The sequence below is a fragment of the Nocardioides sp. NPDC059952 genome, from assembly GCF_042730435.1.
Lineage (GTDB): Bacteria > Actinomycetota > Actinomycetes > Propionibacteriales > Nocardioidaceae > Nocardioides.
The window spans coordinates 1-26,535 of sequence record NZ_JBHWLY010000017.1 but is presented as its reverse complement, the minus strand read 5'-3'; the positions used below and the strand labels follow the sequence as shown (position 1 = coordinate 26,535).

At 70.5% G+C, this 26,535-nt stretch carries 23 protein-coding genes and 2 pseudogenes; 11 read left to right on the top strand and 14 right to left on the bottom strand.

The features are described 5' to 3' along the window. The first annotated feature begins 11 nt into the window (after positions 1-11). The 7 genes and pseudogenes from ACFV9G_RS10340 (at position 12) to ACFV9G_RS10310 (ending at position 6,874) form a co-directional block, all read left to right on the top strand. Positions 12-1,652, top strand: a complete 1,641-nt coding sequence (locus tag ACFV9G_RS10340; protein ID WP_378727356.1) for an AMP-binding protein — start codon at positions 12-14, stop codon at positions 1,650-1,652. After that, positions 1,649-2,851: a 3-oxoadipyl-CoA thiolase gene (pcaF, locus tag ACFV9G_RS10335; RefSeq protein WP_378727355.1), complete on the top strand. Its 1,203-nt coding sequence runs from the start codon at positions 1,649-1,651 to the stop codon at positions 2,849-2,851. The genes ACFV9G_RS10340 and pcaF overlap by 4 nt, the downstream gene beginning before the upstream one ends. Next, complete coding sequence (locus ACFV9G_RS10330) at positions 2,848-3,627, top strand: enoyl-CoA hydratase/isomerase family protein (protein WP_378727354.1); 780 nt, start codon at positions 2,848-2,850, stop codon at positions 3,625-3,627. Before pcaF ends, ACFV9G_RS10330 begins: the two co-directional genes overlap by 4 nt. Further along, positions 3,624-4,295 (top strand): annotated as a pseudogene (locus tag ACFV9G_RS10325) (3-hydroxyacyl-CoA dehydrogenase family protein); the annotation flags it as partial. The gene ACFV9G_RS10330 and the pseudogene ACFV9G_RS10325, both read left to right, overlap by 4 nt. Positions 4,296-4,407: 112 nt before the next feature. After that, positions 4,408-4,518, top strand: a pseudogene (locus tag ACFV9G_RS10320) (hypothetical protein); the annotation flags it as partial. After that, positions 4,518-5,669 (top strand): acyl-CoA dehydrogenase family protein, encoded by a 1,152-nt coding sequence (locus ACFV9G_RS10315; protein WP_378727422.1) that lies wholly within the window; start codon positions 4,518-4,520, stop codon positions 5,667-5,669. The pseudogene ACFV9G_RS10320 and the gene ACFV9G_RS10315, both read left to right, overlap by 1 nt. 20 nt (positions 5,670-5,689) lie before the next feature. After that, on the top strand, positions 5,690-6,874 hold the full coding sequence (locus ACFV9G_RS10310; protein ID WP_378727353.1) for an acyl-CoA dehydrogenase family protein: 1,185 nt from the start codon (positions 5,690-5,692) through the stop codon (positions 6,872-6,874). On the opposite strand, the gene ACFV9G_RS10305 is transcribed toward ACFV9G_RS10310, so the two are convergent. From ACFV9G_RS10305 to ACFV9G_RS10285, 5 genes are all read right to left on the bottom strand, one after another. Beyond that, positions 6,834-7,586, bottom strand: coding sequence for a hypothetical protein (locus ACFV9G_RS10305; RefSeq protein ID WP_378727352.1), 753 nt, complete (start codon positions 7,584-7,586; stop codon positions 6,834-6,836). The two genes, ACFV9G_RS10310 and ACFV9G_RS10305, sit on opposite strands and share 41 nt — an antisense overlap. 31 nt (positions 7,587-7,617) lie before the next feature. Then, positions 7,618-7,962: a VOC family protein gene (locus tag ACFV9G_RS10300; RefSeq protein ID WP_378727351.1), complete on the bottom strand. Its 345-nt coding sequence runs from the start codon at positions 7,960-7,962 to the stop codon at positions 7,618-7,620. Between the two features lie 78 nt (positions 7,963-8,040). Further along, entirely contained in the window at positions 8,041-8,457 is a 417-nt protein-coding gene (locus tag ACFV9G_RS10295) for a hypothetical protein (RefSeq protein ID WP_378727350.1), read from the bottom strand. Further along, positions 8,454-8,621, bottom strand: coding sequence for a hypothetical protein (locus tag ACFV9G_RS10290; RefSeq protein ID WP_378727348.1), 168 nt, complete (start codon positions 8,619-8,621; stop codon positions 8,454-8,456). The genes ACFV9G_RS10295 and ACFV9G_RS10290 overlap by 4 nt, the downstream gene beginning before the upstream one ends. A gap of 114 nt (positions 8,622-8,735) precedes the next feature. Beyond that, on the bottom strand, positions 8,736-9,932 hold the full coding sequence (locus tag ACFV9G_RS10285; protein WP_378727347.1) for an AAA family ATPase: 1,197 nt from the start codon (positions 9,930-9,932) through the stop codon (positions 8,736-8,738). A gap of 205 nt (positions 9,933-10,137) precedes the next feature. Between ACFV9G_RS10285 and ACFV9G_RS10280 the strand changes: the two genes are divergently transcribed. Next, positions 10,138-11,001 (top strand): Fpg/Nei family DNA glycosylase, encoded by an 864-nt coding sequence (locus ACFV9G_RS10280; RefSeq protein ID WP_378727346.1) that lies wholly within the window; start codon positions 10,138-10,140, stop codon positions 10,999-11,001. Positions 11,002-11,010: 9 nt separating this feature from the next. Next, on the top strand, positions 11,011-11,337 hold the full coding sequence (locus tag ACFV9G_RS10275) for a rhodanese-like domain-containing protein (protein WP_091043669.1): 327 nt from the start codon (positions 11,011-11,013) through the stop codon (positions 11,335-11,337). A gap of 9 nt (positions 11,338-11,346) precedes the next feature. On the opposite strand, the gene aat is transcribed toward ACFV9G_RS10275, so the two are convergent. Next, complete coding sequence (gene aat, locus ACFV9G_RS10270) at positions 11,347-12,075, bottom strand: leucyl/phenylalanyl-tRNA--protein transferase (RefSeq protein WP_378727345.1); 729 nt, start codon at positions 12,073-12,075, stop codon at positions 11,347-11,349. Between the two features lie 56 nt (positions 12,076-12,131). Here aat and ACFV9G_RS10265 point away from each other — a divergent pair, with 56 nt between their 5' ends. Both ACFV9G_RS10265 and ACFV9G_RS10260 read left to right on the top strand, forming a co-directional pair. Beyond that, positions 12,132-12,830: an EcsC family protein gene (locus tag ACFV9G_RS10265; RefSeq protein ID WP_378727344.1), complete on the top strand. Its 699-nt coding sequence runs from the start codon at positions 12,132-12,134 to the stop codon at positions 12,828-12,830. A 90-nt stretch (positions 12,831-12,920) separates the two neighbouring features. Then, positions 12,921-13,523, top strand: coding sequence for an AAA family ATPase (locus ACFV9G_RS10260; protein ID WP_378727343.1), 603 nt, complete (start codon positions 12,921-12,923; stop codon positions 13,521-13,523). Here ACFV9G_RS10260 and ACFV9G_RS10255 read toward each other — a convergent pair. The 8 genes from ACFV9G_RS10255 to ACFV9G_RS10220 all read right to left on the bottom strand — a co-directional run. Next, positions 13,520-14,719, bottom strand: coding sequence for a hypothetical protein (locus tag ACFV9G_RS10255; protein WP_378727342.1), 1,200 nt, complete (start codon positions 14,717-14,719; stop codon positions 13,520-13,522). The two genes, ACFV9G_RS10260 and ACFV9G_RS10255, sit on opposite strands and share 4 nt — an antisense overlap. Before the next feature lie 12 nt (positions 14,720-14,731). Continuing rightward, positions 14,732-15,853, bottom strand: coding sequence for a hypothetical protein (locus ACFV9G_RS10250; RefSeq protein WP_378727341.1), 1,122 nt, complete (start codon positions 15,851-15,853; stop codon positions 14,732-14,734). After that, positions 15,853-16,962 (bottom strand): hypothetical protein, encoded by a 1,110-nt coding sequence (locus ACFV9G_RS10245; protein ID WP_378727340.1) that lies wholly within the window; start codon positions 16,960-16,962, stop codon positions 15,853-15,855. Before ACFV9G_RS10245 ends, ACFV9G_RS10250 begins: the two co-directional genes overlap by 1 nt. Positions 16,963-17,062: 100 nt before the next feature. Continuing rightward, on the bottom strand, positions 17,063-18,001 hold the full coding sequence (locus tag ACFV9G_RS10240; RefSeq protein WP_378727339.1) for a hydroxymethylglutaryl-CoA lyase: 939 nt from the start codon (positions 17,999-18,001) through the stop codon (positions 17,063-17,065). A 70-nt stretch (positions 18,002-18,071) separates the two neighbouring features. Beyond that, the gene (locus ACFV9G_RS10235) at positions 18,072-19,835 is read right to left on the bottom strand and encodes a carboxypeptidase regulatory-like domain-containing protein (RefSeq protein WP_378727338.1); all 1,764 of its coding nucleotides are present in this window, start codon (positions 19,833-19,835) and stop codon (positions 18,072-18,074) included. Positions 19,836-19,933: 98 nt separating this feature from the next. Continuing rightward, entirely contained in the window at positions 19,934-21,841 is a 1,908-nt protein-coding gene (locus tag ACFV9G_RS10230) for an acetyl/propionyl/methylcrotonyl-CoA carboxylase subunit alpha (RefSeq protein WP_378727337.1), read from the bottom strand. A 5-nt stretch (positions 21,842-21,846) separates the two neighbouring features. Continuing rightward, complete coding sequence (locus ACFV9G_RS10225) at positions 21,847-23,373, bottom strand: carboxyl transferase domain-containing protein (RefSeq protein WP_378727336.1); 1,527 nt, start codon at positions 23,371-23,373, stop codon at positions 21,847-21,849. Positions 23,374-23,393: 20 nt separating this feature from the next. Then, a partial coding sequence (locus tag ACFV9G_RS10220) for an ATP-binding protein (RefSeq protein ID WP_378727335.1) occupies positions 23,394-26,535 on the bottom strand: 3,142 nt, incomplete at its 5' end.

Genomic DNA, 26,535 nt, shown 5'->3' with positions numbered 1-26,535 from the left:
CGGGAACTGGAATGTTCGAGACACTTCTGTCGCCCGAGCGCATCGCTCGGGAGACCCGCGCCGGGCACTGGCGCGACAAGGTCATCACCGACTTCCTCTCCGAGGCGGCCGCCGCCACCCCGGAGAAGGTCGCCTTCGTCGACAGCCGCCGTCAGGTCACCTTCGCCGAGCTCGAGGCCGAGGTCGACCGGGTGGCGCTGGGCCTGCACGCCAAGGGCATCGGCCCGGGCGACGTCGTCTCCTTCCAGCTGCCCAACTGGATCGAGTGGATCGTGGTCCACTACGCCGCGACCCGGGTCGGCGCGGTCAGCAACCCGCTGATCCCGATCTACCGGGAGCGCGAGGTCGGCTTCATGGTCGGCCTGGCGAAGTCGAAGCTGATCGTGGTTCCCACCGAGTTCCGCGGATTCCGCTATCCCGAGATGATCGAGCGGCTGCGCGGCGAGTGGGACTTCGATCCCGAGGTGGTCGTGGTCGGCGAGCGGTCCTGGACCGACCTGGCGGCAGCGGGCGACGACCAGGATCCGCGGGTCCTCGACGAGCTGCGACCCGACCCCAACGACGTCACGCTGCTGATCTTCACCTCGGGCACCACCGGGGAACCGAAGGGCGTGATGCACACGCACAACACCATGGTGGCGGCCAACGACCCGCTGCCGGAGCGGCTCGGCATCACCGCCGACAGCGTGCTCCACATGGCCTCGACCCTGGCCCACCTGACCGGCTTCCTGTACGGCGCCCGGCTCAACGTGCAGAACGGCGCGACCTGCGTCCTGCAGGACGTCTGGGACCCGCAGGCCTTCGTCGAGCTGATCGAGAAGCACCGGATCAGCTACACCTCGGCCGCGACGCCGTTCCTGCACGACCTGATCACCGCGGCCAACCTGGCAGATCACGACACCGGCTCGCTGGAGCGCTTCTGCTGCATGGGCGCTCCGATCCCGCGCGCGATGGTCCGTGAGGCCAAGCAGAAGCTGCCCGGCCTGGTCGTGGTCGGCGGTTGGGGTCAGTCCGAGGAGGGCCTGGTCACCATCGGCATCCCGGGTGACCCCGAGGAGAAGATCGTCGAGACCGACGGCTTCCCGTGGCCCGGGATGGAGATCCGGGTCGTCGACGTGACCTCCGGTGAGGAGCTGCCGGCCGGCGAGGAGGGTGCCCTGCAGGTCCGCGGACCCTTCCTCTTCGTGGGGTACGCCGAGCGGCTCGAGCTCATCCGCGAGCAGCTGCGACCGGCGGCCGACGACCGGGGCGACTGGTTCGACACCGGCGACCTGGCCTACGTCGACCCCGACGGCTACCTCCGGATCTCGGGCCGCACCAAGGACGTGATCATCCGGGGCGGGGAGAACATCCCGGTCGCCTACATCGAGAACGTCCTCTACGAGCACCCGGACATCGACGCGGTCGCCGTCGTCGCGATCCCCGACCCGCGGCTTCAGGAGCGGGCGTGCGCCTGTGTCGTCCTCGGCAACGGGCACAACGGCTTCGGGATGGAGAAGATGCAGGCGTTCCTCGCCGAGAAGGGCGTGGCCAAGCAGTACTGGCCCGAGAAGCTGGTCGTGCTCGACGACTTCCCCAAGACCCCGAGCGGCAAGATCCAGAAGTTCCAGCTGCGCGAGCAGGTCTCCGACGACACGGGTGGTGCGGGATGAGCACCGCCTATCTGGTCGACGGGCTGCGTACTCCCTTCGGGCGGTACGCCGGCGCGCTGGCCGCGGTCCGGCCGGACGACCTAGCCGCCCATGTGATCGGCCATCTGGTCGACCGGTACGCCACGGTCGACTGGGCACGCCTGGACGACGTGCTCCTCGGTTGCGCCAACCAGGCCGGCGAGGACAACCGCAACGTCGCCCGGATGGCCGGGCTGCTCGCCGGCCTCCCGGTCGACGTGCCGGGAGGCACGGTCAACCGGTTGTGCGGTTCGGGCCTGGACTCGGTCGCGCAGGGCGCCCGGATGATCCGGGCCGGCGACGCCGATCTGGTGGTCGCCGGCGGGGTGGAGTCGATGACCCGGGCCCCGTGGGTGATGCCGAAGGCCGCCGGAGCGTGGTCACGCAGCAACGACGTGCACGACACCACCATCGGGTGGCGGTTCGTGAACACCGCCATGGCGGCCGCCTACGGCACCGAGGCGATGCCGCAGACCGCTCAGAACCTCGCCACCGAGCGCGAGATCAGCCGGGACGACCAGGACGCGTTCGCGCTCCGTTCCCAGGAGCGGGCCGCGAAGGCGATCGCAGACGGACGGCTGGCACGAGAGATCACCCCGGTCCCGGTGCCTATTCGCGGCAGCGGCGACCCGGTCATCGTCGACGCCGACGAGCACCCGCGCTCGACGACCTTCGAGAAGCTCGGCGCGTTGCGGCCGATCGTCGAGAACGGTTCGATCACCGCGGGAAACTCCTCGGGCGTCAACGACGGGGCCGCCGTGGTGCTGCTGGCCTCCGAGCGGGCCGTCTCCACCTACGGTCTCACCCCGCTGGCCCGGGTGAGCGGAGCGGCCGTCGCCGGCGTACCGCCCCGGATCATGGGTATCGGCCCGGTCCCGGCCACCCGCAAACTCCTCGACCGTGCCGGGCTCACGCTCGGCGACGTCGACGTGATCGAGCTCAACGAGGCCTTCGCCGCGCAGGCGCTCGCGGTGACCCGCGAGCTCGGGCTCCCCGACGACGCCGACCACGTCAACCCCAACGGCGGCGCGATCGCGCTCGGCCACCCGCTCGGCGCCAGCGGTGGCCGGCTCGCCCTCACCGCCGCCATCGAGCTGTCCGTACGCAGCGCCCGCCGCGCCGTCGCCACCATGTGCATCGGCGTCGGCCAGGGCATCTCACTACTCCTGGAGACCCCATGACGACCTACGAGACCCTCCTCGTCGAGGTCAGCGACCGCGTCGCGGTGATCACGCTCAACCGGCCCGAGGTCCGCAACGCGATCAACGCCCAGGTCCAGACCGACCTGCGCGCCGCCCTCGACGCCTGTCGCAACGACGACACCGTCGGCGCCGTGGTGCTGACCGGCGCCGGGGAGAAGGCCTTCGCCGCGGGTGCGGACATCGGCCAACTGCAGAGCTACGACCTGCACACCGGCCTGGCGTCCTCGATGCAGCGGCTCTACGACGAGGTCGAGACGTACGAGAAGCCCACCATCGCCGCGGTCAACGGGTACGCCCTCGGCGGAGGCTGCGAGCTCGCGATGGCGTGCGACATCCGGATCGCGGCCGACACCGCGCGGTTCGGCCTCCCCGAGACCAACCTGTCGGTCCTGCCCGGTGCCGGCGGCACGCAGCGGCTCGCCCGGCTCGTCGGCGTCGGCCGCGCGATCGACCTGATCCTGACCGGCGACATGCTCGGCGCGCAGGACGCGCTCGCCGCGGGCCTGGTCACGCGTGTCACCGAGCCCGGCGCACTGCTCCCGACGGCACACGAGGTGGCGCGGTCCATCCTGGCCAAGGGGCCGCTGGCGGTCCGGCTGGCGAAGACGGTCATCCGCACCGGGATGGATGCCGACCGGCGTACCGGACTCGTCGTGGAGCAGCTGGCCCAGTCGCTGCTCTACACGACCGACGACAAGCGTGAGGGAGCGGAGGCCTTCCTGGCCAAGCGGGCGCCGGAGTGGAGCGGACGATGATCGAGAAGGTTCTCGTCGCGGGCTCCGGGGCCATGGGATCGCAGATCGCGATGGTCGCCGCGCTCGCCGGGTGCGAGGTCACCCTCTACGACATCGACCGGGGCGCGCTCGACCGTGCACTTGTCGATCTGCGCACGCGGCTCGACCGCCAGGTCGCCAAGGGCCGCCGGCCCGCCGAGGAGGTCGAGGCTGCCCTCGGCCGCCTGGCCCTCACCACGGACCTGACCGAGGAGACCGCCGACGTCGACCTGGTGATCGAGGCGATCGTGGAGCGGCTCCCGCTCAAGCGGGCATTCTTCGCGCGGCTGGACGGGCTCTGCCCCGCGCGGACGCTGCTGGCCAGCAACTCCTCCAGCTTCGTACCGTCCTCGATGGCCTCCGCGACCGCCCGCGCGGACCGGTTCCTCAACCTGCACTTCTTCAACCCCGCCCTGGTGATGGCGTGCGTGGAGGTGGTGCGCGGGCCGCAGACCGCGGACGTCACCGTCGAGGAAGCGCTGGAGTTCGTGAAACGTCTCGGCAAGACCCCGGTGGTGCTCGACGACGAGATCCCGGGCTTCGTCGCCAACCGTCTCCTCGGGGCCGTACGCGACGAGGCGATCGGCCTCCTCGAGGGCGGCTACGCCGGGGTCGAGGCCATCGACACCGCCGCGCGGACCGCGCTGGGCTACCCGATGGGACCCTTCGAGCTGATGGACCTCACCGGCATCGACATCGGCCACCAAGAGCGCCCGCTTCGAGGAGACCGGCGACCCGGCCGACGCACCCTCCGCGACCGTCACCCGGCTGGTCGATCAGGGCCACCTCGGCCGCAAGAGCGGCCGCGGCTTCTACACCTACGACGAGGCGGGCAACCGCACCGGCACCGCCGACCTGAAGGGACAGGACTGATGGATCTCACGCTCACCGAGGAGCAGCTGGCGTTCAAGAAGATGGCGCGGGACTTCCTCGACAAGGAGGTCGTGCCGTACCGCGCCGAGTGGGACCGCCGCGAGGCCGTCGACCTCGCGATCGTCCCCAAGCTCGGCGAGCTCGGCTTCTTCGGCCTCACCATCCCGGAGGAGTACGGCGGCGTCGGCGGCGACTACATCACCTACTGCCTCGGCATGGAGGAGCTCGGCCGCGCCGACTCCTCGATCCGCGGCATCGTGTCGGTCTCGATGGGGCTCTTCGGCAAGGTCCTGCTCGACCACGGCTCGGAGGAGCAGAAGCAGCAGTGGCTCCCGGGCATCGCGACCGGCGCCCAGCTGGGCTGCTTCGGTCTCACCGAGCCCGACAACGGCTCCGACCCCTCGGGCCTGAAGACCCGGGCCGTACGCGACGGCAGCGACTGGGTCATCAACGGGTCGAAGATCTTCATCACCAACGGCACCTGGGCAGACGTGTGCATGGTCTTCGCCCGCACCGGAGGCGAAGGCGCCCGGGGCATCTCGGCGTTCCTCGTGCCCACCGACGCTCCCGGCTTCGGGCGCACCGAGATCCACGGCAAGCTCGGCCTGCGCGGCCAGGCGACCGCCGAGCTGAGCTTCGACGACGTACGCGTCCCGGCGGACGCGATCGTCGGTGCCGAGGGGGACGGCTTCAAGTTCGCGATGACCTCGCTCGACAAGGGCCGGGTCTCGGTCGGCGCCGGCTGCACCGGGATCATCCAGGGCTGCCTGGAGGCGGTGGTCGACTACACGACCCAGCGCCGCCAGTTCGGCAAGCCGATCGCCTCCTACCAGCTGATCCAGGACATGATCGCGGAGATCTCGGTCGACGCCGATGCCGCGCGGCTGCTCACCTGGCGTGCCGCCGCGCTCATCGAGGCCGGCGAACCCTTCGGCACCGAGGCCTGCAAGGCCAAGCTGTTCGCCTCCGAGGCCGCGGTCAAGGCGGCGAACCTGGCGATCCAGGCCTTCGGCGGCTACGGGTACGTCGACGAGTACCCCGTCCAGAAATACATGCGCGACGCCCGCGTCATGACCCTCTACGAGGGCACCAGCCAGATCCAGAAGCTCCTCATCGGCCGCGCCGAGACCGGCATCAACGCGTTCGTCTGACCCCGAAAGGAGGGCCTGTCATGGCCCAGACCCCGTTCGACCTGTTCTCGATCGACCACCTCCTCACCGAGGAGGACCGTGCCATCCGCGACACCGTCCGCGCCTATGTCGACAAATCGGTGAAACCCCATGTCGCCGACTGGTACGAGACCGGCCAGATCCCCGCCAAGGAGCTGGCCAAGGAGCTCGGCAGCCTCGGCGTCCTCGGCATGCACCTGGAGGGCTACGGCTGCGCCGGGACCTCCGCGACGGCGTACGGCCTGGCCTGTCTCGAGCTCGAGGCCGGAGACTCCGGGCTGCGCTCGCTGGTCTCGGTCCAGGGCTCCCTGGCGATGTACGCCATCTGGAAGTGGGGCAGCGAGGAGCAGAAGCAGGAGTGGCTGCCGCGGATGGCCGCCGGGGAGGCGATCGGCTGCTTCGGGCTCACCGAGCCCGACTTCGGCTCCAACCCCGCCGGCATGCGCACCCGCGCCCGCCGCGACGCCGGCGGCGACTGGATCCTGACCGGCAACAAGATGTGGATCACCAACGGCTCCGTCGCCGACGTCGCCGTGGTCTGGGCCCAGACCGACGAGGGCGACGACGGCAAGGGCGTCCGCGGCTTCGTCGTCCCCACCGACACCCCCGGTTTCTCCGCGCCCGCGATCAAGCACAAGCTCTCGCTGCGTGCTTCGGTGACCAGCGAGCTGGTGCTCGACGACGTACGCCTCCCCGCCTCCGCCGCCTTCCCGGAGGTCAGGGGCCTGAGGGGTCCGCTCTCCTGCCTCAACGAGGCCCGCTTCGGCATCGTCTTCGGCGCGCTGGGTGCTGCCCGCGACTGCCTCGAGACGGCGATCGACTACGCGGCCGGCCGCGACATCTTCGACAAGCCGCTCTCGGCGTACCAGATCACCCAGACCAAGCTCGCCGACATGACCCTCGAGCTCGGCAAGGGCATGCTGCTCGCCGTCCAGCTCGGCCGGCTCAAGGACGAGGGACTGCTACGGCCGGAGCAGATCTCGCTCGGCAAGCTCAACAACGTCCGCGAGGCGATCGCGATCGCGCGGGAGTGCCGCACCATCCTCGGCGCCGCCGGCATCACGCTGGAGTTCCCGATCATGCGCCACGCCAACAACCTCGAGTCGGTGCTCACCTACGAGGGCACCAGCGAGGTGCACCAGCTGATCATCGGCCAGGCGCTGACCGGACAGGCTGCCTATCGCTAGCGGGCTCCGCCCGGCTCGCCGACAGCAGCCCACCGATCAGCAGAGCGAGTGCCACCAGCAGGAGTACGCCACCGACGCCGAGCAGCACACCGATCGCGGTGCCCAGCGCCGGAACGGTCGCCCCGACGGCTGCGACGGCGGTCACCGGGGCACTGCCGTCGGCGTTCATCACCACGATGGTCCACTCACCCGACTCGACGTCCCAGGTGAGGGTCCGGGGCCCGGTGCCGGTCGTCGAGGCGACCCAGATCCCAGCGTCCGCGGGGAGGGTCGCCGGGGCGGCTCCGGACGCCGTGTCGTACGTCGGGGTCCGGCCGTCGAAGCCGTCGATCGTCGAGTGCCGGACACCGTCGAGGTACGCGGCGATGTCCTCGGACCGCCCGATGCCCACGAAGAGCGGCCGCTCGTCGGCCGAGGTGACGACCAGCCTCGTATCCCCGATCAGTCGCTCGGGGACATCCACCCCGGGGCCGGTCTCGACGGAGATCGACTCGGAGGTGATCGCGTGACCAGGAGTGGAGATCGCCACCACGTCGGTCATCAGATAGCCGTCGGAGTCGCGCAGGATCGAGGCCACCGTGAGCGCAGCTCCGCCGGCGATGAAGCCGAACGAGATCACCAGGAGGACGCTGCCGGCCACGACGGCGATGACCCGCCCGGCCGTCCAGCGGCTCCGGGTCGGACGGGGCTCCTCAGGTCGCTCGCTCGTCATGGGGCCCGCCTCGCGCGGCCGCCCCGCCGGGTCACTCACGGAACAGTCCGATGACGTTGCCGCCGGGGTCGCGGAACATCGCGAAGAACCCGACGTCGGGGATCTCGGTGGGCGGTACGACGGTCTCGCCGCCCAGCTCGCCGACGCGACGGAGGCTGCCCTCGAGGTCGTCGGTCGAGGCGTACACCGTGAGGTAGGAGGGCATCTCGTCGCGGGTCTGCATGACGCCGCCTCCGATGCCGCCATCCGGGGGCGCCACCAGCCAGTAGTCGGGCCCGGACTCCTTGATATCCCAGCCGAACAGGTCGCGGTAGAACTCGACGAGCCCCTTCCCGTCCGGCCCGGCGATCTCGAAGTGCACCACAGGATGTGCCATCACCGTCTCCTTCCGTCTCCTTCGAGCATCCGACGAGACGCTGGAACGGTCGCAGGGGAGAAGGTCCGCACCGGCCGGTCATTGGTCCTGCGCCCGGCGGGCGCTCGACCAGCCCAGGCACACCAACGAGCCCGCGACGACCGCCATGACACCTTGCAACGGATCGAGGCCTACGAAGGGCAGCTGGACCGCAAGCTCGACGAGGAGCAGAGACCCGGCCGCGACCGACGCGGCACCCATCCGCCGCGATCGCCGCCATGCCAGGACGGCCGTAGCCGCGCAGGGAACCGCGACGGTTCCGGCCAGCCACAGCGCGGGCAGCGCCCACGACTCCAGACCCAGTGCCTCCAGGTCGCTGACCGGCGGGGCGAAGGTGCCGGTGAGCAGCTGGACCGATCCGACCGTGGCGGCGGCGCAGGTCAGCGCGGAGACGACCCCGACCGTACGTCGCCACGCGGGCACCGGGGCGATCACGCCGGCACCCGCAGGGCTCACTGGTCGCGCCTCGACGAGACCGTCGCCGCGTGCGAGCCGGCGAGGTCCAGCGCGATCGCCAGGATCAGCGTGCCGGTCCAGACGTTGACCGGGTCGAACAGGAGCGGCTCGTCGGCCCCCACGTTGTTCGCGATGAGCCAGATGATGAACCAGACGATCGTCATCGGCGATCCCACCTTCCGCCGCGCGTCCCCACGACTGCGCCTGCTCACGACGCTAGAGGCACCGCCGTCGCGCCGGTGAGGGTCGAACTGCCCGTACGCGGGGACGGTGGTCCCTCAGCCCTGCTGGCGCAGGTAGCGACCGAAGTGGGGGACGGTGAACGCGATCCGGCCGCGTTCGCCGGAGTAGATCAGTCCCTTCTTCATCAGCGCGTCGCGCGCCGGGGAGAGCGACTGCGGCTTCTTGTTGAGGAAGGCGGCGACGTCCGCGGTGGCGACGGTGCCGATGTCGTCGGCACCGAGCTCGACGGCGGCGTCGGCCATCGCCCGCAGGTAGTCCCGCTCCGCGGGGGTGGCGCGCTCGTAGCGCGAGCCGAAGAAGCCGACCGCCAGCTCGCGCTCGGCCTCGGGGGCCGCGACCTTCACATCCTCCAGGGTGATCGGCGAGCGCGGTGCCTGGTCCCACACGGTCTTGCCGTAGGCCTGGATGAAGTAGGGGTAACCGCCGGTGGCGGCGTACATCTCCGCCAGGGCGGCGGGCTCGAACTCGGCCTCCTCCTCGCCGGCGGGGGCGGCGAGTGCGCGGTCGGCGGCGTCACGCTGCAGACGGTCGATGCGCTGGTAGGAGAAGAGCCGCTCGGAGTAGGACTTGCTCGCCGAGAGCACCGCCGGCAGATGGGGCAGGCCGGCACCGACGACGATCACCGGCAGTCCCGACTGGCTGATCTCGTGGCAGGCCGCGCACATCGCCGAGACGTCGTCGGGGCCGAGGTCCTGCATCTCGTCGATGAAGACGCCGACGCCCTTGCCGACGTCGGCAGCGAGCCCGCCGACGTCGGTGAGCAGCTCGACCAGGTCGATCTCTATGTCACCGGAGTCGGCCCGGCCCCGCACCGCCGGCGCCTCGATGCCGGGTGACCACTGCTCGCGCAGCTTGGCGTTGGGACCGGCCTCTCGCTGGGCGAAGGAGCGGATGACGCCGAGCACATGGTCGACGTCGTCGGAGCTCGGATGACCGAGCTCTCGCACCGCCTGGTGCAGGGCGCTCGACAGCGGCCGGCGCAACGACTGGTCGGGGCGCGCCTCCATCTTCCCGGTGCCCCACCCCTTGCGGACTGCCGCGGACCGCAGCGTGTTGAGCAGGACGGTCTTGCCGACCCCACGGAGCCCGGTGAGGACCAGCGACCGCTCTGGGCGACCGCGCGCCACCCGCTCCAGCACCACGTCGAACTGCCCGAGCTGCTCGTTGCGACCAGCGAGCTCAGGGGGCCGCTGACCGGCGCCGGGAGCGTACGGATTGCGGATCGGGTCCATGATCAGACGATATCCACATCTCTAGGACGCGTCTTAGATTTCGCTAGCGAGCCACATCTTTCACGAGCGTAGGTCTCTATTCATCTTTCTAGGATCAATCCTAGAAAGGCGCAGACAGCCCGATCGATCGCTAGTCTCGAACGTGTGTTCGATGATAGCGCCATTCTCTCCCCCGGTGCAACCTTGAAGACCTAGACTCGCGAACATGCCGGAACTCCCCGAGGTGGAAGCGCTCGCCGAGGATCTGCGCGGGCGCCTCGACGGTCGTGCGATCACGAAGGTGCACGTCCCGCAGTTCAGCGCCCTGAAGACGTACGATCCGCCGCTGACCGCGGTCGAGGGCACGCTCGTCGACAACGTGACCCGCCACGGCAAGTTCATCGACATCGAGGCCAGCGGCATCCATCTGCTGCTGCACCTGGCCCGCGGCGGCTGGATCAGGTGGCGCGACGAGATCCCGGCGGCGCCACCCCGCCCGGGGTCGAAGTCGGGGCTCGCGATCCGGATCGTGCTCGACGACGGCACCGGGCTGGACATCACCGAGGGCGGCACCAAGAAGCGCCTCGCGCTCTACGTCGTCCACGACCCGCAGGACGTCCCCGGCGTCGCCTCGCTCGGCCCCGACCCCCTCGCCGACGACTTCACGCTGGCCAGGTTCCGCGAGATCCTCGCAGGTCAGGGCCGTAAGCAGATCAAGGGCGTGCTGCGGATGCAGTCGATCATCGCGGGCATCGGCAACGCCTACTCCGACGAGATCCTGTGGGCGGCGAAGATGTCGCCCTTCAAACCCGCCGAGATGACCGAGGAGGAGTCCGAGAACCTCTACGCCGCGCTGCGAACGACGCTCGAGGAGGCCGTCCAGCGCGACTCCGGGCTGGCGATGAGCGAGCTCAAGGGCGAGAAGAAGACCAACCTCGCCGTGCACGGCAAGGCCGGCAAGAAGTGTCCGGCCTGCGGAGACACGGTCCTCGAGGTCAGTTTCGCCGACTCGAGCCTGCAGTACTGCCCGACCTGTCAGACCGGCGGGAAGCCGCTCGCCGATCGGCGGATGTCCCGGCTTCTCAAGTAGGCTTGACCGGTGACCATCCCCACCGTCGAGATCGCCGGCGTGCCCGATCCCCTGCCCGTGGCCGTCCTGGACGTCCGCGAGGACGACGAGTGGGCCGCAGGCCACATCGAGGGCGCGACGCACATCCCCCTCCAGGAGCTTCCGGCGCGTCTCGGCGACCTTCCCGAGGGCCAGACCCTGGTGGTCTGCAAGGTCGGCGGACGCAGCGCCCAGGCGGTCAACTACCTCGCCCAGCAGGGCTTCGAGGTCGTCAACCTCGCCGGCGGGATGCTCGACTGGGCCGCCGCCGGACGGCCGATGGTCAGCGAGACCGGCGCTGAGGCGTACGTCCTCTAGGACTGCCCCCTAAGACCGGGCCGACGGTCCGCCGAACGCCTCCGGGAGCGGCAGCCTGAGCGCCTTCTCCAGGCGGTCGAGGTAGTCGTTGCGACCGACCTCGACGACACCCAGCGAACCGAGATGATCGGTGCGCCACTGCACGTCCAGGATCCGCTGGTCGCTCGAGCCCGCCTCGCGCAGCGCCGAGACCAGCCCGACGAGGGCGACCTTGGACGCGTCGCGGACCCGGTGGAACATCGACTCACCGGCGAAGAGACCGCCGATGGCGACCCCGTAGAGCCCACCGACCAGGCGGTCGTCCTGCCAGGCCTCGACCGAGTGTGCCCAGCCCAGCTCGTGCAGGTTCCCGTACGCCCGGCGGATCCGCTTGTCGATCCAGCCGTGGGGCCGGCGCGGGTCGGCGCACGAGGCCATCACCTCGTCGAAGCTGGTGTCGATCCTGATCTCGAAGTCCCGCACCGACCGGCGCAACGACCGCGAGACGACGAGCCCGTCCAGCGGAAGTACGCCGCGCCGGACCGGCGAGAACCACATCATCGGATCGCGCGGGGACTCCCCAGGCATCGGGAAGATCCCGTGCCGGTACGCAGCCAGGAGTGTCCCGGGCGCGACGTCCGCACCCATGCCCACCAGATCGTCCAGCTCAGCCCCGCCATGGCCCGCACCCGGTTCCCGGAGGTCGGCAAAGGCCCACGGCGAGGGCTCGGGTTCGATCGGTCCCCGAAGATTCGCCACGACGAAACGTTATCGTCCCGTGCGGCGCCAACCACCACACACTTAGGATTTGCCTCATGATCGGTCCCAAGGCAGTGCTCACCAGTGCGGCCGGCCGGCTCGCGCCCAAGGTCATCCAGTCCGCTCCTGGCGTGACCACCACCGTGGTCCGGCAAGCGCTGCACCACGCGATCGTCGGGGTCGGACCGCTCCCAGCAGCCGCCGCGGCCGCCGAGAAGCACCTCAAGGAGCACGGCAACGACGTCGAGCTCGCGGTGAAGCAGGTCATCGACAACCACGTGCGGCTGGCCGGTGTCGGTGGCTTCGCGACCAACATCGGCGGTGTGGTCACCCAGGCGATCACGCTCCCGGCCAACATCACCGGGATGGCCATCATCCAGTGCCGCATGGTGGCCGTGATCGCGCATCTCCGCGGCTACGACCTGACCGATCCTCGGGTGCGCAACGGCATCCTGCTCACCCTCCTGAGCGAGGAGAAGGTCGGCAAGCAGATCAAGGCGAAGAAGATCCCCGCTCCGCCGATGGCCATCGCGACCGCGCCGACCTACGACCGCGCGATCGACGCCATCGTCGCCTCGGAAGTGGCCCAGGAACTGCTCAGCCGGGTCACCGGCAGGGGCATGATCTCCATGGCCGCCAAGCGGATTCCGCTGGTCGGCGGTGTCGTCGGTGGCGGGGCCGATGGGTGGATGACCTACCAGATCGGTCGCTACGCCTCGCGTGAGCTGCTGCCGCGCCACCCCGAGAACCCCTGAGCCCGGCTCACAGGAACTTCACAGGTCCGTCCTACGTTCCTCTGAGCACGGAACTCCACACTGTTGGTGTCCGCTTGGGAGGAGCAGCAGATGACCGTCGACACGACGTGCGCCCCGATCAGCCCAGCCCGCGTTGCCGGGGTCGAGGTGAGACCTCACCTGCTCCTCCTGGGCGGCGTACCCGGCGCCGGCAAGAGCACGCTGATCCGCGACGTGGCCGACCGGCGTCCTGACGTACGCACTCTCGACCCGGAGTCCCCGGGGCGCTGGCTCGCGGCACGGCTGCCGGAGGTGCCCTACCGCCTCTACCGGCCGCTGGTGCATCTGTGGCACGCGATCGCGACCCTGGTCCTGGTCCTGCTCGGCCCCACCGCCGGTGGCCACACCCTCCTCGTCCACGACCCGGCCACCCGGCCCGGTCGGCGCGAGCTGCTCGGGCGGATCGCCCGCGCCCGGGGCTGGCGTACGTCGCTGGTCATGATCGACGTGCCGCGCGTCGCGGCGCTCGACGGCCAGCACGAGCGCGGACGGATGGTCCGCACGGAGTCCTTCGAGCGTCACTGGCACCGCTGGACCGACGACCAGCCGCGGCTCCTGACGGCGGCGACCTTCGGTGACGCCGACGGCTCCTGGGACCGGGTCCACGTCATCGACCGTTCCCGCGCCGCGGGACGGCTCGAGGCGATCCTCTAGCGCCGAACGAGGCGGTAGACCTTCAGGACCGCGCGGCCCCACCAGCGACGCTCGAGACCTTCGCGGGCACGCTGCTTCGGCACCAGCGACCGGGTGTGCTCCAGCTCGGCGCGCAGCTCACCGACCTCGTCCTCGAGCCGTGCCTCGGACTTGCGCAGCCGGATGGCCTCCTGGAGCAGCGCGTCGATGGTGGCGACGCCGGCGTCGAGCACCTCGCGCGAGGAGATGGTGTCCGGGTCGATGAACGGCTTGTCCGCCAGGTCGGCCGGCACCAGCAGCTCCTCCAGCCCACCGACCACGTCGTAGCCACGTCCCGACAGCGCCTTGACCCAGCTCTCGGAGAGCGACTCGACCCACGGCAGGATCGAGGGGGAGAGCGCCAGGCGCGCGGAGTCGCGGCGCTTGGCCAGCGTGCGGTGGGCCAGGAACTCGCGCACGAAAGGCCGGTAGTCGGCCGGCTCGAGCACCGGCACGACCGCCAGGTTGACCTCGCGGAGCAGCGCCGCCTCGGGTACGCCGAGGGACGGGTTGCCGCGGTCGATCCCGTCGAAGTCGATGGTCAGGTCGTCGAGGCCGAAGGCCGTGGAGAATCGCTCCCACAGCAGCGACGAGGACGACCCCGGCGGCGGGACGGTGATCAGGTGGACGCGCTCGGGCGCGATGCCCTGGGTCCACCTGTCGAGGATGTCGGGCAGCTCCTGGACGCCCCAGAACCACGATCCGATCCGCCCCTCGCGGGCCGGGTCGCGGATCTCCTCGAGGAACTCGGCGTAGGTCACGACCGAGCGGTGCTTGACGTTCTCCTGCCACTCGGCCGGGATCTGCCGGGCCAGGTCGCGCGCGGAGAGCATGATGTGGATCTCGGAGTCGCCGCCCAGCGAGTCCAGCGCGTGCTTGGCCTGCTGCCAGGACGCGCTCGCCAGGATCTCGTGGGAGATGATCACGGTGCCGTTCTCGACGGAGCGCACCTGCTCCGCGAGCGTGTCCCAGGCGCCGGTCGCCTCCTCCTCGATGCCGCCCCAGGGCAGGTCCATCAGGTCGAGGGCCGCCAGGAAGTGGGCGTCGAAGCGATCGGCGAAGTAATGGACTCCCTGCCCGGCCAGGGACTCCCGGTTGTGGAAGAGGACGTCTTGAAGATAGGACGTGCCCGTCTTCGGGGTGCCGACATGAAGCAGCACGCGCCGCCCAGTCTCCAACGTTCTACTCCTCTAGGAACGCCCCGCCAGCAATGACAACGCGAGCGCCAGCGCCCGGCGCTCGTCGGGACCCTGCGTCGCCGCCCCCGAGGGGAGCAGCCGGTCAGGGTCTCCGTGGAGAGCGTATCCGGCTTCCACCAATGCATCACGTTGGGCCCGCGCCTGTGTTTCGACCCATTCCAAACTTTGCGAAGGGACGCCGATCTCTCGGGCGCCCGGAACGAGCGTCTCGAGCTTCTCCAGGCGTGGTCGCAGCTGGCCCATCAGCAGCTTCCGCTGGGTCTCGAGATCGGTTCGTACGCTGAGAACCTGCCCGATCACGCGAGCGACCTCGTTGCTCTCGGCCGAGATCGGCCAGGGGCCGGGCAGGCTGTCCACGCCGAGCAGGCCGGGCAGCAGGGCGGGATCGGTGACGATCTCGACGCGGTCCTTCCCGACCCGTGCGGCCCACCAGCGGGCGATCCTGGGCAGGTCGGCACGGGGACCGAGCCAACCGCGCCACTGTGCGTCGCGGATCCAGATGTGCCAGGGGTTGACCCGGTTGGTGAAGGTGCGGAACCTCCACGCACCGGCGGCGACCTCGTCCAACGGGCCGCCGAGGACGTAGACGGTGTAGCCATCGCCGCCGGGCAGCCTTCCCCGCCGCTCCAGCTCCTCGCGGATGGGCAGCGTGAGCCACGGCGAACCGACCAGGCGATAGGGGAGCTTCTGCTGGTCGGGATCCGACTTCCTGGGTCGGCGCGGCCACCGTCGCGAGCGCGGACGGGGCACGGTCTCCACGGTGGCGAGCAGGTCCTCGGCGAGCAGCACGCTCGCCGCTCTCAGCAGCTCGCGCGCCGACAGCGTCGCCGGATCGACCGGCAGCGGGCCGTACGTCCTCGTCCCGGTGTCCCCGAGCAGCGGCAGGTCGCGGCGGCCGCGGCCGGGCGGGCTGGTGCGCAGCAGCGCGTCGACCCGGTGCGGTTCCGACGGGCCGGTCTCGTTGAGCCGCCGCAGCAGCTCGAGCATCTCGGCACCCGGCAGGTGGTTGGTCGTGAGGGGCGTGGCGGTCTCGGACCAGGATGTCCAAGGAGTCGTACCGCCCTCGCGCAGGTGCGCGGCCCAACCCCAACCCCTGGTGGGTGCAGCTGGCATCAGGAGCGTCGCCCCTTGACCCGCCGCATGAGGCCGGCGGCGCGGGAGGCGACCGGGCGCTGGGGCGGGTCGGTGCGTGCGGCCTCGACGACGACCGCGACCAGGGCGTCGATCGCCGCGTCGGCGACGTCCTTGGTGCGCGGCGCGTCCGGATCGATCCACTCGACGTCGGCACCGGGACGCTGCGGGTGGAGGTCGTCGAGCTCGCCGGCGATGTCGACCTTGGCCAGCTCGGCCCACTCGATCCAGGACTCGGCGACCTGGTCGGCCCAGTCGAAGGCGTACGGCGGCAGGGTGACCCGCTCGCGGCCGTCGCGGTGGGCGAGGGTGCGCTTGGCGATCACGTCGGTGACCAGGTGGCGGTAGTCCTCGCGAGGGAGCTCCTCCGCCTCGAGCCGCGCGTTGAGCCGGCGCAGCAGCGTCGCCTCGGCCCGGCCGAGCGACTGGTTGTGACGGTCGCTGTCGATCGGGGTCCAGGACTCCTCGATCCCGACGACCTCGCAGAACCGGCGCCAGAGCACCTCGCTCGGCGCCCCGTCGTGCGGCACGGTGACGAGGTGGACGCGCTCCGGCGGGAGGTTGCGACCCCACCGGCTGAGCACGTCGGGCAGGCCGTGCGTACGCCAGAACCAGGCGGCCGAGCGGGACTGCTTCGCGGTCTGCATCCGCTCGAGGTAGCGCGCGAAGGTGACCTTGCGCTCGCGCTGCACCTGGTCCTGCCACTCCGCGGCCAGCACGCGCGCGATGTCGCGGGCGGTGTAGACGATGTGCACCTCGGTGCGCCCGCCCTCACCGAGGTCGGTCATCGCCTTCTCGACCCGGTCGGGCCGGGCGCCGGCGAAGAGGTGGTGGCTGATCAGGATCGTCTCGGACTCGTGGCGGCGCACCCGCTTGACGAGCGTGTCCCACTCGCCGTGGACGGTCTTCCTCATCCCGCCCCACGGGCGGTCGATCAGGTCGAGCGCCGGCCGGAAGAAGTCGGGCTGGCCACCGACCGGATAGAAGACGCCATGCTTCTCCAGGGACACCCGGTTGTGGAACAACCTGTCCTGGAGGTACGTCGTGCCCGTCTTCGGAGCGCCGACGTGGAGGAAGACTTTGCGCGCCATGATCCCGCTATTCTGCACCAAGTTAGTAGAGATTGTCGCGGCGGTCCGTCTTTTGTCACCCGGCCGTCACTCTTGAGTGCAGTCTAGGGCGTGTCTCCAGCTAGGAGCGCAAGGCACGTACGACGGCCGAGGGGCTCGGCCGGCCGAGGTGGTCGGCGAGCCAACGACTCGTGTCGGCGACCTTGCCGAGATCGACACCGTGCTCGATCCCCAGGCCGTCGAGCATCCAGAGCAGGTCCTCGGTGGCCAGATTGCCGGTCGCGCTCTTGGCGTACGGACAACCGCCCAGACCGCCGGCGCTGGCGTCGTAGGTGGTCACACCGGACTGGAGGCCGGCGAGGGTGTTGGCCAGGGCCTGGCCGTAGGTGTCGTGGAAGTGCAGCGCGAGCCGGTCGGTCGTGACGCCTTCTTCCTCGAACGCTCCGATCAGGGCCTTCACGTGACCGGCCGTCGCGACTCCGATCGTGTCCCCGAGGCTGAGCTCGTCGGCACCGAGATCCAGGAGCCGCTTGCCCGCCTCGACCACCTTCGCGATCTCGACCTGCCCCTCCCAGGGGTCGCCGAAGCACATGCTGAGGTAACCGCGGACCGTCATCCCGGCCGCCTTCGCGCGGTTCATGGTCGGCTCGAACATCGCCCACTGACCGTCGAAGGTCTGGTTGAGGTTCTTGTTGGCGAACGTCTCCGTCGCGCTGCCGAAGATCGCGATGTGCCGCAGCCCCAGCTCGAGGGCACGGTCGAGACCCTTCTCGTTGGGAACGAGCACGGGGAGCTCGCGCGCCCTGTCACCGAGACGGTCGACCAGCTCCTCCATGAGCTGCTTCGCGTCGGCCAGCTGCGGCACCCACTTCGGGTGCACGAAACTCGTCGCCTCCACCGGGCTCAGCCCGGCGTCGAGCAGCCGCATGATCAGGTCCGCCTTGACGCCGGTGTCGATCGCCGTCTGCTCGTTCTGCAAGCCGTCACGCGCACCGACCTCGTAGATCGTGATCCTGCTGGGCAGGTCGTCGTGGCGTACGACTGCGGGGAGGTCGGTCATGGTCGGCTCCTATCCGTTGAAAGTGTAGGTGCCCGGGGCCGAGCGCGCCCCGGGCACCATCTGACGTCAGCTAGCGAAGCTGCTCGCTGACATCGACCGTCGCGCTCGCGTCGTGGTAGCCGGCCGCGGAGGCCGTCACCACCAACCGCAGCGCGTAGTTCTTGTAGCGGTCAGCCAGCGTGAAGTTCGCTCCCGTGCCGACCTCCTTGAACGCGTCCGAGCTCGGCTCGGCCGCGGGCGAGCGGACCTGCCATGAGTAGCTCACCTCGGCCCCGTCCGGGACGTCGACCGACGCGGTGAGCGTGTTGCCGATGCGTACGTCTCCGGCGATCGTCGGCTTCAGGTCGAGGTCACCAGGCACAATCGGCGCGGTTCCGGTCGCGATGCCGAACCCCGGCCCCCAGTTGGGCTTGAACGCGTGGATCTCTACTCCCAGAGATTCGCCCAAGTACCCAGCATGTACGTCCAGCGTCCTTCCAGTGGCGCCATCGATGGGTTCACCATTGACGAGCCACTGGTAGGTGAAGGTCATTCCTTCTGTACTCGTGTTCCAAATTCCAGGAACGACTTCGAGAGTTTCGCCGACCTTTCGCTCGCCAACGATCGTGGCGTTCTCCAAGCAGATCAGCGAGCCGTAGGTCACCGCGACGGCATCGGACTCGGCTACTCCATCGAGATAACCATCCTTGCTCGCTGTCACACGGACCTGGACATTGTGATTCGCATCGGCTTCAGCAGCAACATAGGTCGCCTCAGTCGCGCCGTCGATCGGTTCGCCGTCACGTAGCCACTGGAAGGCGTAGGTGATGTCATCGTCGATCCATTCGCCCGTGGTAGCGGTGAGCGTGTCTCCGACGTACGAGCGGCCGCCCTCGATCGTCGGGAGTGAGATGTTGCCCAGACTCGGGATGGTCAGATGCAAGTCACGCACGATCTCCCCGGTGCCCTCGGTCACGGTGAAGTCAGCCCGAGCAGACTCGTGGACGCCGTCTCTGGGCAGCGCGAAGATCGTGTAGTACCCGGGATCGAGCGACCGCGTTGCGTAGCGGCCATCCTCGTCGGTCCGAGTCGTGGTGTAGGTCTCAGGGCCGTCCGGACCGGACCACACGATCTCGAGGTAGACGCCGGGATACGGGCTGTTGTCGTAGCGAGTCACGATCCCGGTCGCGTGTGCGCCCATCGTCAACTCGGTGTCGGCAGAGCTGGTCTCTCGCGCGCTCACGGCAATGTCGTCGGCAGCCTCGAAGGAAGCCTTGTCGTTGTACCACTCGCTCAGATGCCCTGAATAGCTGACGAACTCAAGTCGATAGTTACCCGCAGGGAGACCTCGGAGGGCGTATGCACCACTTACATCCGCGGTCACCTGGTGACCTCTGCCTGCACCATCGGCTCGACGGGCGGTGACAATGGCAGACCCGACTGGCTGGCCATCGGAACCCCGGACCGTCCCTGTGATCTGGCCACCGACGTGCACGAGAACATCAGCAACCGCTCCCGCGCCTTCTACGACCTGGACGCTCTTGATGGCCTGGTCTGCATAGAGGTACGGGTCGTTGAAGCTGAAACGCACGTCGTAGTACTCGCCCGCCGTGAGCCCGTCAACACTGTAGGTCCCATCACCGGCAGTCGTGACCGATCCGACCAGCTCTTCATGCATGTAGTAGACGCCCACCTCGACGCCAGCGACAGGGTTGCCCGCATCGTCGGTCGCTGTGCCGCTGATGCTGTAGGGACCGCCCAACGCCGCGGCCGGGGATACACCTCCCGCGATCCCTATGCCACAAACCGCGAGCAGAACGGCCAGCACTCCCGCAAGCGCTCTCAATGTCTTCATCTGGTCTCCCTTTGTCCGATGCCCTTGAGGGCACCGGAAACTATGACCGAGGCCGCCTCCGACGTCCTGCCTTTTCGGTCACCTGAACGGCAGGTACTTCAGGCCTCCACCACGAACAGCTCCGCCCCGAGCGGCACCTGGGAGCCGGCGCCGACACCGACCACGGTCACGGTGCCGGCGAAGGGCGCCTTGAGGGAGACCTCCATCTTCATCGCCTCCATGACGCCGAGGACCTGGCCCTCGTCGACGGTGTCGCCGACCTGGACGCGTACGTCGATGACGGTGCCGGGCATCTTGGCCTCGACGGCTCCGTCGCTGTGGTGGGCGGCGGCGCCGGCGACGCGGTCGGGCGGGGAGAGGTCGAACCGGTGGCCCTGGTGGACGATCTCGGCGAGGCCGGGCTGGACGTTGATCACTGCCCGGTGACGTACGCCGTCGACGACAGCCACGAGGACGTGGTCGGCCGCACTGAGCTGCCGGACGAGGTGACTGGCGACATCGCCGGCGACGCGGCCGGAGGGGCGGTCGACGGTGACGCGGCGGTCCAGGTCGACGAGGGTCGGCGCCGGTGATCCGGCGAGACGCCAGCCGTCGGCACGGAACGGCGTCGTGGTGTCCGACGACGCCGACAGCATCGCGCTGACCCAGGCGACGAGGGTCCGCGGAACGTCGGGATCAGGCGCGGCGACCTCGTTGCGGTCGAGCCAGGCGGTGTCGATCTCCGCATCGCGGAAGGCGTCCGAGGCGGCCAGCACGCGCAGGAAGCCGGTGTTGGTGGTCAGCCCGAGGACGGCGGTCGCGTCGAGCGCCTTGACCATCGCGGACCGGGCCTCCTCGCGGTCGGCGCCGCGGACGATGACCTTGGCGAGCATCGGGTCGTAGGCGGTGCTCACCACCTGCTCGCTCTCCAAGGCATGCTCGACGCGAGCGGTCTCGGGCCAGCGCACGATGCTCGTCCGGCCGGCCTGGGGAAGGAAGCCCTCGAAGGCGTCCTCCGCGTAGACCCGGACCTCGATGGCGTGGCCGTCGATGCGTACGTCGTCCTGAGCGATGCCCAGCGGCTCACCGGCGGCGACCCGGAGCTGGAGAGCGACGAGATCGGCGGCGGCACCGTCGATGCGGACCGCCTCCTCGGTGACCGGGTGCTCGACCTGGAGACGGGTGTTCATCTCCAGGAAGTAGGCCTCGCCGGACGCCTCGTCGAGGAGGAACTCGACCGTCCCGGCGCCGGTGTAGTCGACCTGGCGAGCGAGCGCGACGGCGCTGGTCAGGACCAGGTTCCGCTGCTCGTCGGTGAGCGTCGGGGCGGGCGCCTCCTCGATCACCTTCTGGTGACGGCGCTGGACCGAGCAGTCGCGCTCGAAGAGGTGGATGACGTTGCCGTGGGTGTCGCCGAAGACCTGCACCTCGATGTGGCGGCCCCGCTCGACGTACTTCTCGATCAGGAGGGTCTCGTCGCCGAACGCGCTCAGCGCCTCGCGGGCCGCGGCCGCGCGGGCCTCGTCGAGCTCCTCCGGCGAGCGGACGATCCGCATGCCCTTGCCGCCGCCGCCCGCCGCGGCCTTCACCAGCAACGGGTAGGGGCTGTCCTCGCCCCGCGGAACCACGGGTACGCCGGCGGCGACCGCGATCTCCCGGGCCGCGTCCTTGCGGCCCATCTGCTCGATCACCTCAGGCGTCGGGCCGACCCAGGTCAGCCCCGCCTTCGCCACCGCTCGCGCGAACTCCGCCCGCTCGGAGAGGAACCCGTAGCCGGGGTGGACGGCCTCGGCACCCGCCTCGGCGGCGGCCGCGACCACCGCGTCGGCGTCGAGGTAGGACGCGACCTCGACGGCCTCGTCGGCGTCGCGTACGTGGGGCGCGTCCGCGTCGAGCGCGGTGTAGATCGCGACCGTCCTGATCCCCAGCTCACGACAGGTGCGGAAGACGCGTCGCGCGATCTCGCCGCGGTTGGCGACCAGCACGCTTTCGAAGATCGGGGTCTCGAACATCCCAGACTCAAACATCCCAGTCACATCCTGAAGATTCCGTAGCGGGGCTCGGGCGTCGGCGCGTTCGCCGCCACCGCGAGCCCCATCGCCAGCACCCGTCGGGTGTCGGCGGGGTCGATGATCCCGTCGTCCCACAGACGCGCGGTGGCGTAGTAGGGCGAGCCCTGGGTCTCGTACTGGTCCCGGATCGGCGCCTTGAACTCCTCGTCGTCCGGCTTGCCGGCGACCGTCGCGAGCACCGATGCGGCCTGCTCGCCGCCCATGACCGAGATCCGCGCGTTGGGCCACATCCACAGGAATCTCGGGTCGTACGCACGCCCGCACATGCCGTAGTTGCCGGCGCCGTAGGACCCGCCGATGACGACGGTGAACTTCGGGACCACCGAGCAGGCGACCGCGGTGACGAGCTTGGCGCCGTCGCGGGCGATGCCCTTGTTCTCGTACTCCTTGCCGACCATGAACCCGGTGATGTTCTGCAGGAACACCAGCGGGATGCCGCGCTGGTTGCACAGCTCGACGAAGTGAGCGCCCTTGAGCGCCGACTCGGAGAAGAGGATGCCGTTGTTGGCGACGATCCCGACCGGCTGCCCCTCGATGTGGGCGAACCCGCAGACCAGCGTCTCGCCGTAGAGCTGCTTGAACTCCTGGAAGCGGGAGCCGTCGACGATGCGGCGGATCACCTCGCGTACGTCATAGGGGGTTCTCGTGTCGGCGGGCACCACGTCGGCGAGCGTCTCGGGAGGCTCGACCGGCTCGTCGTACGTCGTCGTCCGCGTCTCCTGCTCCGGCAGGGTCGAGACGATCCCGCGGACGATCTCGAGCGCGTGCTTGTCGTCGTCGGCCAGGTGGTCGACGACGCCCGACTTCGACGCGTGAACGAGCCCACCACCGAGCTCCTCCGCGGTGACCTCCTCACCCGTGGCAGCCTTCACCAGCGGCGGCCCGCCGAGGAAGATCGTGCCCTGGTCGCGCACGATCACGGTCTCGTCGCTCATCGCCGGCACGTAGGCGCCACCGGCGGTGCACGAACCCATCACCGAGGCGATCTGCGGGATGCCCTTCGCGGACATGTTGGCCTGGTTGAAGAAGATCCGCCCGAAGTGCTCGCGGTCGGGGAAGACCTCGTCCTGCTTCGGCAGGAACGCACCCCCGGAGTCGACGAGGTAGATGCACGGGAGGTTGTTCTCCGCAGCGATCGTCTGCGCCCGCAGGTGCTTCTTGACGGTCAGCGGGTAGTAGGTGCCGCCCTTCACGGTCGCGTCGTTCGCGACGACCATGCACTTGCGGCCGGCGACGAGACCGATCCCGGCGATCACCCCCGCGGACGGCACCGCCCACTCGTCGCCGTCGTCGTACATCCCGTACGCCGCCAGCGGAGCCACCTCCAGGAACGGTGACCCGGGGTCGAGGAGCCCGTCCACCCGGTCGCGCGGGAGCAGCTTCCCGCGGTCGGTGTGCCGTTGTCGGGAGCGTTCGCTCCCACCTTGCCGTACGCGCTCGAGCCGCTCTCGCAGCTCGTCGGTGAGCTCCCGCAGGTTTGCCGCCATGAGGTCGAGGTTAACGGTTATTAACCCGTGGTGACAAGAGCCTGCCGCGCCTCGACGATCCGTCGAAGGCCGGCCGGGTAGGGCAGGTCCACGGCCAGCCGCTCGGCAGCGTCCAGCAGATCCACCGCCTCGGCGTCGCGCCCGGTGCACGATGTCGCCAGGGCGAGCACCACCGTGGCGTCGACCTCGTCGAGGTGTTCACCGGCGCCGTGAGCCCGGTCGGCCTCGGCGGCTGCCACGCGATACGCCTCGTCGATGCGCCCGGCAGCGAGCTGTGCCCGCGCCACGAGCACGGGACCGTCCGTGGTCTCCGCCATGATCGCCAGCGCGGCGTCCGGTTCTCCCGTGGCCAGGTGATGCTCGGCGAGCGCCGTTCGCACCACCTGGCGAGCCTGCAGGTCACCGGCCGTGGTGACGGCTTCGTCGGCACGGGCCAGCAGCGCGGCGGCATCGTCGTGCCTGCCCGCTGCGGAGCGAACCGCCGCCAGCGCCGCCAGCGCGTACGGCAGACACCAGGTCTCCTCCCACTCCGCGGCGGCCACCGCCTGCTCGGCCAGGTCCCGCGCCGCGTCGCCCTCGTCGAGCAGCAGCCGGATCTCGGAGAGGTTGGCACGCTCGAACGCGGCCGACGACGGGTCACCGGAGCGCAGGGCGAGCTCGAGGGCGCGGTCGCCGAACTCGACGGCGCGCCGCAGCCGCCCGTGCCGCCGGGCGTTCTCGCGGAGCGTGGACAGGACGGCGCCGAGCAGGGTCGGCTCTCCGTAGGCCTCTGCCGGGGCGAGGGCTCGGTCCGCGGCTTCACGGGACTCGGCGAAGCGGCCGGCCAGGCCGAGGTTGGTCGCCTGACTGGTGTGGGCGCGGGCGACGAGGCCGTACCGCGCCGCGCCGGGCACCTCTTCCGCCGCGCTCAGGGCGCGCCGCGCGGCGTCGTATCCCTCGGCGTAGCGCCCCTGCAACCGGAGCAGGATGGACCAGGCGAGCGCATGGTTCGCCGCCGCCTCGGCCGCGACCCCGGCACGCGCCGGGTGGGCCTGCAGCACCTCGGCGGCTCCCGCGACCTCGCCCAACCGCAGGAGCGTCTGCGCCAGGAGCGCGGTCCCGAGCACGCACTCGGACTCCTCGCCACGCCGGCCGAGCTCGTCGATCGCCAGGCGGAGCGTCTCCGCCGCGCGACCGAACTGCCCCATCCGGTACAGCACATGGCCGTGCGCGAGCCGTGCCCGGGCAGCGTCGACGTCGAGCCGGTTGACCAGGTCGCGGTAGTAGCGGTCGGCGGCGTCGTTGGCGTAGAGGGCAGCTGCGCGCTCGGCGGCGCGGCGTAGGTATTCGCCCGCCCGCGGGTCGTCTGCACGGGCGAAGTGGACCGCGAGCGTGTCGACCGCATCCGGGCGGCGGCGCAGCACGGCCTCGGCGACAGCGGCGTGCAGCTGTCGCCGGCGGACCCCGCTGAGCCGCTCGTAGCAGGTCAGCCGCACCACGGGATGCCGGAACGCCAGCCCGTCCTCCCCGAGGCCGGACACCACGACCTGCCGCTCCTCGATGAGCGATGCGGCGATCGCGCGCTCCACGGCGTCGGCGACGGAGCTGCCGGCGATCGGCGGCTCCAGACCGTGACGGGCGACGTCCATCAGCTCGGTGAGCGCCGCTTCCCCGCCGACGACGGCGATCGCCTCCACGATCCGCCGGGTGTCCACGTCGAGCCGGTCGAGCCGCAGGCCCACCACCTGCCCGACGCCGTCCGGCGCCCGCGAGTCCGAGATCCCCTGGGTGCCGCCGTCGGATCCACGGGCGAGCTCGAGCGCAAAGAGCGGGTTCCCACGAGAGAGCCGCCACGCCCGTCGGAGCGCGTCGTCGTTCCGCTCGGCCGGCGGGACCGCGTCACGCACCATGGCCACGCACGCCTCCTCGTCGAGCCCGTCGAGCCACTCGGTGACACACAGGCCCTGGCGTACCAAGGACGCGATGACCTTCCGGCGCGGGTCGACGTCGGAGAGCTCCTCGGCGCGGTACGTGGCCAGGAAGCCCAGATCGATCCCACGATCGGCTGCGTGGCGGGCCAGGTGGCCGAGCAGCCGGAACGTACCCGCGTCGCCGGCCTGCAGGTCATCGAGGACGACCAGCACGGGCCGCTCGGCAGCAAGCGCGCCGAGCACGAGCGCACCGGCCCGGAACAGTCCGTCCCGCTCTTCCTCAGGTGTGCGCTCGCCATCCGCCGGCACCTGTCCCAGAGAAGGCAGCAGCGCCGCCAGCTCCGGGTACTCGGCGCCGACGTCGGCTCGCTCGGCCCCGTCGCACCCGGCGAACCACCGGTCCAGGGCCTCGGCGAACATCCCGTAGGGCGCTCCCCCTTCGGGCTCGCGCCCGACGCCCCACAGCACAGCAGCCCCGGACGCGGCCGCACGCGCCGCGGCCTCGGCGGCCAGCCGCGTCTTGCCCACTCCGGCCTCGCCGGTGAGCAGCACGACAGGCGGTCTGCCCGGCGCGGCAAGCCGCCCCAGCACCGTCTCGCGACCACGCAACGGTGCGGCGATGGCCGCCTGCACAGGCGCGGGCAGGCCGGGCGCGGCCGGGACCCGGGCCGGCGCTTCGGTGAGCGCCTCGCGATGCAGCCGTTCGATCGCCGGGCCAGGACGTACGCCGAGCTCGGCGTCCATGGCCCTGCGGCACCGGTGATACTGCGCGACCGCGCGCCGCCGCAGCCCCTGGCGCAGCGCTGCCTCGATGACGATCCGGTGGGCGGACTCGTCGGCCGGGCTGCCGGCCAGGACCTGCTCGGCCAGTGCCACCGCGTCCCGCGACTCGCCCGCGGCCAGCCGGACCGTCGCGAGGCGCAGCCGGAGCCGGTCGCGCAGCTCGGCGACCTGGTCACGCCGCTCCTCGACCCACGGTTCGTAGCGGTCCTCGGGCAGCAGGTCGCCGGTGAAGAGTGCCAGCGCCCGGGCGAGAGCGGCGGCGCCGTCGTCCACCTCGTCGGTCGCCTGGTCGGTGGCCGCGAGCGCGGCCAGCCCCGCCTCCTCGGCCCGGTCGACGTCGATCCACACGGTCTCGGGGTCGAGCGCGAGCATCGGCCCGGCGGCCACCAGGTACGAGGATGCCGCCCGCGGCGCCAGCTCGGGCTCGAGCGCGTGGCGGGCGGCGTGCAGCGCGACGCGCAGGCTGCCG